General features: G+C 69.5%; 5 protein-coding genes. 3 read left to right on the top strand and 2 right to left on the bottom strand.

Features of this window, described 5'->3' with window-relative positions:
- Positions 1–380: 380 nt before the first annotated feature.
- The gene (locus ACGFWE_RS43345; protein WP_393606185.1) at positions 381–2,522 is read left to right on the top strand and encodes a hypothetical protein; all 2,142 of its coding nucleotides are present in this window, start codon (positions 381–383) and stop codon (positions 2,520–2,522) included.
- A 5-nt stretch (positions 2,523–2,527) separates the two neighbouring features.
- A complete protein-coding gene (locus ACGFWE_RS43340; protein WP_393606184.1) occupies positions 2,528–4,168 on the top strand; it encodes an ABC transporter substrate-binding protein in 1,641 nt (546 codons plus the stop codon).
- Positions 4,169–4,660: 492 nt separating this feature from the next.
- Here ACGFWE_RS43340 and ACGFWE_RS43335 read toward each other — a convergent pair whose 3' ends face one another.
- Both ACGFWE_RS43335 and ACGFWE_RS43330 read right to left on the bottom strand, forming a co-directional pair.
- On the bottom strand, positions 4,661–5,656 hold the full coding sequence (locus ACGFWE_RS43335; protein ID WP_393606182.1) for a hypothetical protein: 996 nt from the start codon (positions 5,654–5,656) through the stop codon (positions 4,661–4,663).
- A 296-nt stretch (positions 5,657–5,952) separates the two neighbouring features.
- Positions 5,953–6,093, bottom strand: a complete 141-nt coding sequence (locus tag ACGFWE_RS43330) for a hypothetical protein (RefSeq protein ID WP_393606180.1) — start codon at positions 6,091–6,093, stop codon at positions 5,953–5,955.
- A gap of 1,441 nt (positions 6,094–7,534) precedes the next feature.
- On the opposite strand from ACGFWE_RS43330, the gene ACGFWE_RS43325 reads away from it, so the two are divergent.
- Positions 7,535–8,064: glycosyltransferase family 2 protein (locus ACGFWE_RS43325; RefSeq protein WP_393606178.1), on the top strand; the 530-nt coding region annotated here is incomplete at its 3' end.

The following is an 8,064-nucleotide window of genomic DNA, read 5'->3' as shown; positions in this document are numbered from 1 at the left end:
AACCAGCGGCCCGCCACCCGCTACGACGTGGGCAAGACCGTGAAACGACCCGAGAGCATCATCGAACGAAACCGACTCAGACCATAAAGAACAAGATGAGAGCCCGTCTTCAAACTGCTGGACGCGAAGGAAGCCGACCGCGGCAACTCCGTCACCTGAGCCGACTCCACGCTGGGCGCCGTACTCATACCCTCCGGGGCTCACGCCCGTCGGCCCCCACCGCGCGCCCTGAAGCAACGACATGAGACACCTGAATCCCCACCACCAACTTCCCTTCACATAACAGCCGTTGCCTGGCTGAAGGTCTCGTGTTCCACTGATCCCCATCCACCACTTCGGTCACCCGCTCCCGGGCGGGAGAGCATCCACGGGGGAGATGCGTGTATGAGGATTTGGGTTTCGAGAAGCTTCTCGACGCGGACGGCTTCTTCGCACGCCTGTTAGGGCGGTCGCCGTCGGGGGACGAGGCCGAGCTGTTGTACCGCCCCGACCTGCCCGTGGTGCTGCTCACCGGCGGCCCGGGGATGGGCAAGGGGTGGCTGCTGCGGGCGGTGCACGACCGTTTCGCCCGCCAGGTGCCGGTGATCCGTCTGGACTGCGCCTCACCGGTCTACGCAGACCGGGCCGGGGCGGAACCCGGTGCCCGCTCGGCAATGACTGAGGCCTTGGTCGAGGCCGCCCTGCTGCTGCACACCTGGCGGGGAACGGGCGGTGGGTTCACCTTCCCGCGGTTCTTCGCGGGCCTGGCGGTGATCGCGACCGGCGTCGCCGGCGGCACCGGTGAGGCGATCAGGACAGAGGTCGAGCGGTACGAGGAGTTGCTCCGGCAGCCGCGCCTGCGCCGTCTGGGGGCGCGCGACTTCTGGCGTGGCGCGCTCCTGGGAGCCGCACGGAGAATGCTGGAGGTACTGGCCGGACAGGCGCTCGGCCCGCTCGGGGGCGCCGCGGTAACCGCGCTCGTCGACGCCCTCTTCGAGCACCTGACGCCACGGGCCGAGGCGGAACTGACCCGGATCTACGGCGAGTATCCGGGCGCTGCCGACCAGTCCAGGCACGGACTGATCAGGCTCGCCGACGACTTCCGGGCCGGCGGCGAACGGCGGCAGGACGCGGAGCGCTTCCTGTTCCGGGCGCTGCGCGAGGATCTGGAGGCGGCGTACGGCGGGGTGGGGGGCTGGCTGGGCCGGATCGGCCGCCCGGGACTGCTGCTGGACCACGCCGAGGAACCGCTGGGCGAGCGGCTGCTGCGTGCCGTGCTCACCGACCGCCGGGCCGGGCAGCGCGACCGCGTCGTGATCGTGGGCACGGCGCGCCGGGCGGACGGCGGCGCCTTCCTGCACGGGGGTCTGTCACCTAGGGAGGTGGCGGCGTTCCGGCCCGTCGATGGGGTGCCGGACACCTGGTCCCGCCGCGAGGATCCGGAGGGAGACCAGGGCCCGCTGTCCGCCGGGGTGCTCATACTGCGGATGCCTTTCCTCACCGGCGACAAGCTCCAGAAGGCGACCGAGCGAATACAGGTGGGCGCGGAGCGGGAGGGCGGTGCGCATCGCCGTCGTATCACCGCCGCCGTAGCCCAGCTGAGCGGCGGACGGCCGCACACGGTGATCCGGCTGGCCATCGCTGCCGCCGACCACCCGATGGAGACGGACGCCAACGACCGGGCCATCCTGGACGCCAAGCTGCACCACCCTGACGGCGCCCCCGAGCGGCCGGTGACGGACATACTGCTTCAGGAGCTGATCCTCGACCAGTTGCCGGTGCGGCTTCCGGCCGACCACCATGACCAGTGGCTCGATCTCCTCACCCATCTGTCGGTGGCGCATGACCAGGAATGTGCGGATGTCCTGCTGCGCCATCACCAGGTGGGCCGCGTCCACCGCCTGACTGCCCATGAGGTTGCGGAGCAGCTCAAGGACACCGGGTGGCCGAGCTGCGAGAGGCACTTCATCGGAGACTTCGGCCTTCGCCAGCTGCTGGTGCACCGGCTGTACGGGCTGGAGGACGACGGTGCCGCCTGGTACGCCGATCACCACCTGCTGCGCGACCACTACGCCGTCAGCGAGCCCGGCGGCGGTGTGTTCCACTCGGTGACGACCCACCGGATGAACCACCACCTCGTCTCCGGCGGCATCGACGACGTGGTCCGCCACCTCGCCGCCACCCTCCCAGGCCGCCCCCGTCAGTGGTGCGAGGAACTACTGGAGATCGCCCAGGCGCCGTATCCGGGCGGGCCGGACGAGCGCCGCAAGCGCGCCAAGGGCCTGGTGACGGTCGACGGACCGCCGCTGCGCCGTAACGTCGACCAACTGCTGCACGCCGTTTGGATGTGCGAGGAACGCACCAGGCAGACCGGGGGTGAAATGGCCGGCACGCTGAAACAGTTGCTGACGGACCTTTCGAACAAGGACTTCGACGGCGCCGGAGAACTCGGCCCGACAGCCACCCAGTGGAGCCAACTGGCCGCGAACGAGCAGCCGTTGCTCCGCTGCGACTGCACCGATCAGCTCGGCCGAGGGAGGTAACGGGGATGCCCAGCTGGAGACCACCGGGGTATCGAAGGCTGCCCAGATGGGGAAAGATCCTCTACGCGCTGGCGGGCGTGGCGGTGCTCGTGGCCGTCGGCGTGATCGGCGGTTCCACCATCGGGAAGCCGGACACCTGCCACGACGGCATCGAGAAGACCGGCGGCGAGTGCATCGGCGTCGACGGCGCGGGCTACGACTTCGGCACACCGGAGATCAGCGCCGTGGCCAAGGCCATCGCGGCGGAGAACAACAGGATCGCGAAGCAGCCCCACGTCACCGTGGCGATGATGCTGCCCCTGCAGTCGGACATGCCGGCGCTGAGGCGGCAGATGCGCAGCGACCTCCAGGGCGCGTATCTCGGACAGCGGCAGGCCAACGCGGGCGAGGGCCAGGTGCCCAAGATCCGGCTCGTGCTGGCCAACCCCGGGCGGAACTACGGGCATCAGGACCAGGTCGTGAGCACGCTGCTCGACATGGCCCACTCCGACAAGGACAAGCTGCGGGCCGTCACGGGTTTCAACCTCACCCTCGAAACCACCGAGAAGGCCGTGGAACGTCTGACGGAGAACGGCGTCCCGGCGCTCGCCTCCCGAATCAGCGGAGACGGGATCGCGAACGTCGACGGGAAGAAGCAACGATTCCCCGGCCTGGCCCGGATCATCCCCACCAACGGCAACGCGGCCAAGGCCCTGGCCAACTTCAACGGCGCGCGGGGCCGGGAGGACGCCAGGACGGTGCTGGTCTACGACACCCGCCCCGACGCCTACGACGAGTCGCTGGCGCGCGCGTTCCGGCAGATCAAGGAGACGGGTCCGGCGGGTCCTGACGACATGTCCTTCACATCCCCGGGGATCGACGAGCCTGGGTCGACCGGCAGCCAGTTCGAGCAGATCGCCAACAACATCTGCGGTTCTGCCGCCGACACCGTCTACTTCGCGGGGCGCACCCTGCACCTGCGGATCTTCGCGCTCACGCTCGCCAGGCAGACCTGTGCGAACCGGCACTTCACCCTGATCAGCGGCTCCGACGCGGCCTCGCTGCGACAGGCCATGTCCGAGAAGGACTGGGCGCAACTGCGCGGCGAGGACGGACGGGCGAAGGTGACGGTCCAGTACGCCGCCCCCGCGCATCCGGCCGCCTGGGACGCCGAACTGGCCGCCTGGACCAAGCGGTGGAAGGAGACCCACCATCGCGAGCCCACCGCGAACGAACTCCCCCAGTACCTCGCGGAGCCCAAGGCGGCCCTGGACGCCCTCGATGACCAGATCAGGAGCACCGGCAAGGCGGGCACGGATCTCGGCTCCATCCCGAACCTGGAGGACTCCCGCACCATGCTCGTCTATGACGGCCTCGTTACCATCGGCACGGCTCTGCACGAGGTACAGGGCAAGGACGCCGAGCAGGCGCCCAGCCTCGCGGACGTCGGCCAGGAGTGGTCGAAACTCCAGTCAGTGCACCGGGTGAGGGGCACGAGTGGCCTGATCTGCCTGACCAACGGCGGGAATCCGTACGACAAACCGGTCGCGGTGGTCGAACTGAACCCGGGCCAAAGGGTGCGCGGGGCCCTGAAGTTCGTCGGTCTGGGCTGGACAACCGGCAAGGAACAGCCGAAGAACTGCGTGATCCCGAGCGGCACTTCCTGAGAGGCGCGCAGCCAGGCCAGCGCCTCTACATATCTGCAGCAATGGGAATCCCTCCTATCCGACCGCAGGTCCTGACCCGGCAGCGCCCCGCACGCTGCGAACCGTCTTCCCTCTGGTACGACACACACCGCGGAGCCATCACGGTATGAGTACGCCGCCACCCCGCGTACCCGGGGCGCCGTCCTGGCAGTACTGCGCACACGGCGCACGCCCTGCTACCAACCCCGTCGGCTGCCGTGGCGTCCATGTCCCCGTTACACCGCATGCCTCGCCCACCTTGCCGACGCCGACCGCGACGCTTACCTGGTCGGCCTCACTCCCGGAGCCGATGCGAACAGTAGCCGCCCGTGCCCGGTGGGGTCGTAGGTCCCGGCCAGGGGAACGGCGAGCTTCTCCAGGGCCGGGCCGTGCGCGATGAGGTGGTCGGCGAGCGTAGTCAGCTCGGCGGCGTCCGGCCCGAGCCGCTTCCTCCCGCTGTGGGAGCCCTTGTTGTCAGCCGGCCACGACGTCGCGTAGTTCCTGTACAGCGCGCTCGTGGTGGTGCTGGGCGGAGATCGCCTCGTACAGGTCCAGGGCGCGGCGGCGGACCAGGCCGGTGCGGTAGTCCGGGGGCAGTGCTGTCAGGGCGGCGACGGTACGACGGCACGCCTGCTCGGTGTCGCCGTCGTGATGGGAGCACGCCGCCGCGTCGATGTTCAGCAGGGTGCGCGTCATGGTGCTGGTCGGCGCGGACAACTCCAGGGCGCGCTCCTGGCTGACGTGGGCGAGGCGGCTGTCCCCGAGGGTGGTGAAGGCGTGGCTGAGGTGGACGTGGTGCTTCTGCTCGCCGTACGTCAGCCACGTGTCCGACCGCTCGCTCTCGGGGAGCCGGGCCATGAGGGCGTCGGCGGCCTCGAGCGCGGCGCGGGCCTGTTCGCTCTGGTGGTTGAGGGCGTAGGCGCGGGCGGCGACCGCGGCCGCCAGCGTCGCCGCGGCGGTCGGCCGGTGCCCGGCGACGTGACGGGCCCGTTCGGCGAGGCTGGCCGCCGCCTTCGGGACGCCGTAGTTGAGCGGCACCATCGCCTCGCGGGCCAGGACCCAGGCGTGCAGCTGGTCGTCGCCGGATTCGGCGGCGGCCCGGGCGGCCGTGGCGAACCAGGCGCGGGATTCCCGGCGGCTCCCCAGGTCGTGTAAGACGATCGCGGTCATCCCGGCCATCTGCCCGGCCGTGCGGCACAACCTGGCCCGGACCGGTGCGGGCTGCGGGACGGTGAGCAGCGGGCGCAGGGTCGTGAAGTCGGTGACCAGGTCGGCCAGGACGCGGGTGGGCTGCTGTCCGTGGTAGCCGTACCCGTAGCTCTCGGCAGCGGCCTCCAGGTCGCTCAGATCCTGGGGTGCGTCGGGGGAGAGGGTCTGGTCGACGTCGGTCCGGGCGGCGGTGAGGGCGGCGAGGGCCGGGGTGGTGAGGCCGGCGGCCAGTGCGCCGCGCAGTAGGTTGCGGCGCTTCATCGGATCATCTTCTCCATGGTGGGACTCCGGGCTGTGGGCGGCGGTGTCTTCCCAGGGTTGCGCAGCGAGCCCCAGTAGGGCACCGGGAATGCGCAGTCCGCCGGCGATTGCAACGCCTGTAAGCCAGCGCCCCGGCGCCCCGGGCTGCGCGCCTACCAGCACCGCGCAGCGGTCGCCGGCCTCGCGTCCTTCGGCTACCGCTTGAGCTGAAACCGCAGCTCTCTCGCTCTCGTGTCAGCGGCTGGTCGGCCCTGTGTCAGTGGCGTGGGCGCCTCGCGTCAGCAGGGGGCCAGGCGTCAGCCCGCCCAGCCGATGTCACGGACCTCGATCGCCCCGACATGCGGCATGTACTGGATCCAGCCCTGTCGGCCGAACGCCTCCCGGATCTCCTCCACCGAGCCCGGATCGCGGACATCGGGCCAGGCCCTCGGATCCATCCGACGCGACCTCCACGAGCGCCAGGACCTCCTTCCGGGTCCGGTCGTCCGGCAGCTGCGCCATGACCTCCACCCTGGCGGGTTCGCCTGGGGCCGACGCCGCGTCTGGCGAAGCTGGAGGGTGTTCAGTCGATGTTGTGGGCGGTCGACCTGATAGAGGAGGGCTACAACCAGGCCCGTCACATCGAGGGCGGCGACGCCGTCCTGGACGAAGGGGAGTAACCAGTTCAGGAGATCGACGACGCGATCGAGCGGGCTGACCGGGAGAGCTTCATCCGTCAGCCGCCGTGGTCCATGCAACCCGCTCCGCACAGCCGGCCACGGCCCCACTGCGTCGGCGGGCCGATGTTCGCCGACGCCCAGCTCACGGCTGACGCCGATGTTGTTGTCGACGGTATCCCCGGCCACCGGCGACGTCCTCGCCCCACGGGGCGAGGTGATCGACGAGATCCTCGAAAGCTGCCTGCGGGTGAACGGAACCGGGGAAGGACGCGTTCGACCTCCCCAGGTCACGCATCCTCCACGGCCGGCGCCACGCGCCTACGCCCCGTCATCCAGCTCACGTCTGGCGGTCCCCTGCGCGCCTGCCCTCTGGCACCCGCCGGCCCGCGACACCGGCGGCACGAGCGCTCTCGACGAAGCCCGGTGCGTGGGCAAGCGGCCGGCTCGTCCGCATTCATGAAGAGCCCGTCGGTCGCGCCTACGGCCTCTGGGACGTGATCGTCTTCCTCCGCCGTGCCGGACTGGACATGGGAGAAGAAGACGAGATCGCCGCCTCGGATCTGATCGATTGGATCGGCGCAGGCCCGAACGCATGGGAGCCCTGACAACCAGAAGCAAGCCACCTCCAAAGTGTCGAATAGCCCCTGGCTTCGAGGGGACGACCAGGGGCCATCTGCCAAAAGAGGGCAGTCACCGAAGCAGCAGCCCTGGCAGCGGGCGCTCACCCAACTTGCCTGCCAGCAACGACAGAGCATCGTCGTCGTTTCCGACGACGGCCTGCACCCCTTCACCCGACCGGCCGCAGACTCAGTCCCCTCCACCTTGTCCGGGCACGCTTAACGCTGTTTAGACCGAGTCGACGCGGCCCATACACCGGCCGGCCGCGCAGCCGGGGCGGCGGGTCACGGGCCTGCGGGCATCACCCGCCCTGGACAAGCAGGCCAGTCCCCCATGGGCGAACAGACTCGTTCGAAGCCACGTGGCCAATCCGCGTGAACCGGACAGCACGCGATTACGCCGAAGCCTTGCCCCAGACGGGCCAGTCGAAGAGGCACCCGCCCGGAAGCTGCGGTACTCATTGATCACGACCCGATACGCGGCCCCGGCGCCGTATTGACAAGGGAAGCGGTTTCGGAGGCAGGCAACCGATTGCAGCCTTGCCAGAGTCGGAACGTCCAAAGAGCAACGAGCCACATGGTCCGCGTTTGGGGGAGCGTTCATGCTCAAGGTAAGCATCGTGGTGCCGGTCTACAACGCGGGCCGTTACATCGAAATGTGTGCGCCCTCCCTCTTACGTCAGACTCTGGGGGAGGATGCGTACGAGGTCATCTACGTCGACGACGGTTCGACGGACGACTCCGCGCAACGTCTCGATCAACTGGCGGCGCAGCACCCGCACGTTCGCGTAATCCATCAGGAGAACTCCGGCTGGCCCGGCAAGCCCCGCAACGTGGGTGTCCGGGAGGCGCGCGGTGAGTACGTGCAGTTCGTCGACCAGGACGACGAGTTGACGCCGGGGGCCCTGGAGCACCTGCACCGTATGGCCAGCCGTAACGGCTCGGACATCGTTCTGGGCAAGGTCGTGGGCACCATGGCGGGCCCGAGCAATGTCTTCAAACGCACCGTGGAGCGCTGCACGGTCGAGGACGCGCCGCTCATGGAGAGCCTGACCCCGCACAAGATGTTCCGCCGCGACTTCCTGCTCGCCCACGACCTCAGGTTCCCCGAGGGCCCGGTGCGTCTTGAGGA

Source organism: Streptomyces sp. NPDC048523 (assembly GCF_043199815.1).
Lineage (GTDB): Bacteria > Actinomycetota > Actinomycetes > Streptomycetales > Streptomycetaceae > Streptomyces.
This window is presented reverse-complemented; position numbering and strand designations above follow the sequence as displayed.

Coding starts and splice junctions, on each gene's coding strand:
- ACGFWE_RS43330 (WP_393606180.1), bottom strand. CDS start 6,093: ATGGATCCGAGGGCCTGGCCCGATGTCCGCGATCCGGGCTCGGTGGAG.
- ACGFWE_RS43335 (WP_393606182.1), bottom strand. CDS start 5,656: ATGAAGCGCCGCAACCTACTGCGCGGCGCACTGGCCGCCGGCCTCACC.
- ACGFWE_RS43340 (WP_393606184.1), top strand. CDS start 2,528: ATGCCCAGCTGGAGACCACCGGGGTATCGAAGGCTGCCCAGATGGGGA.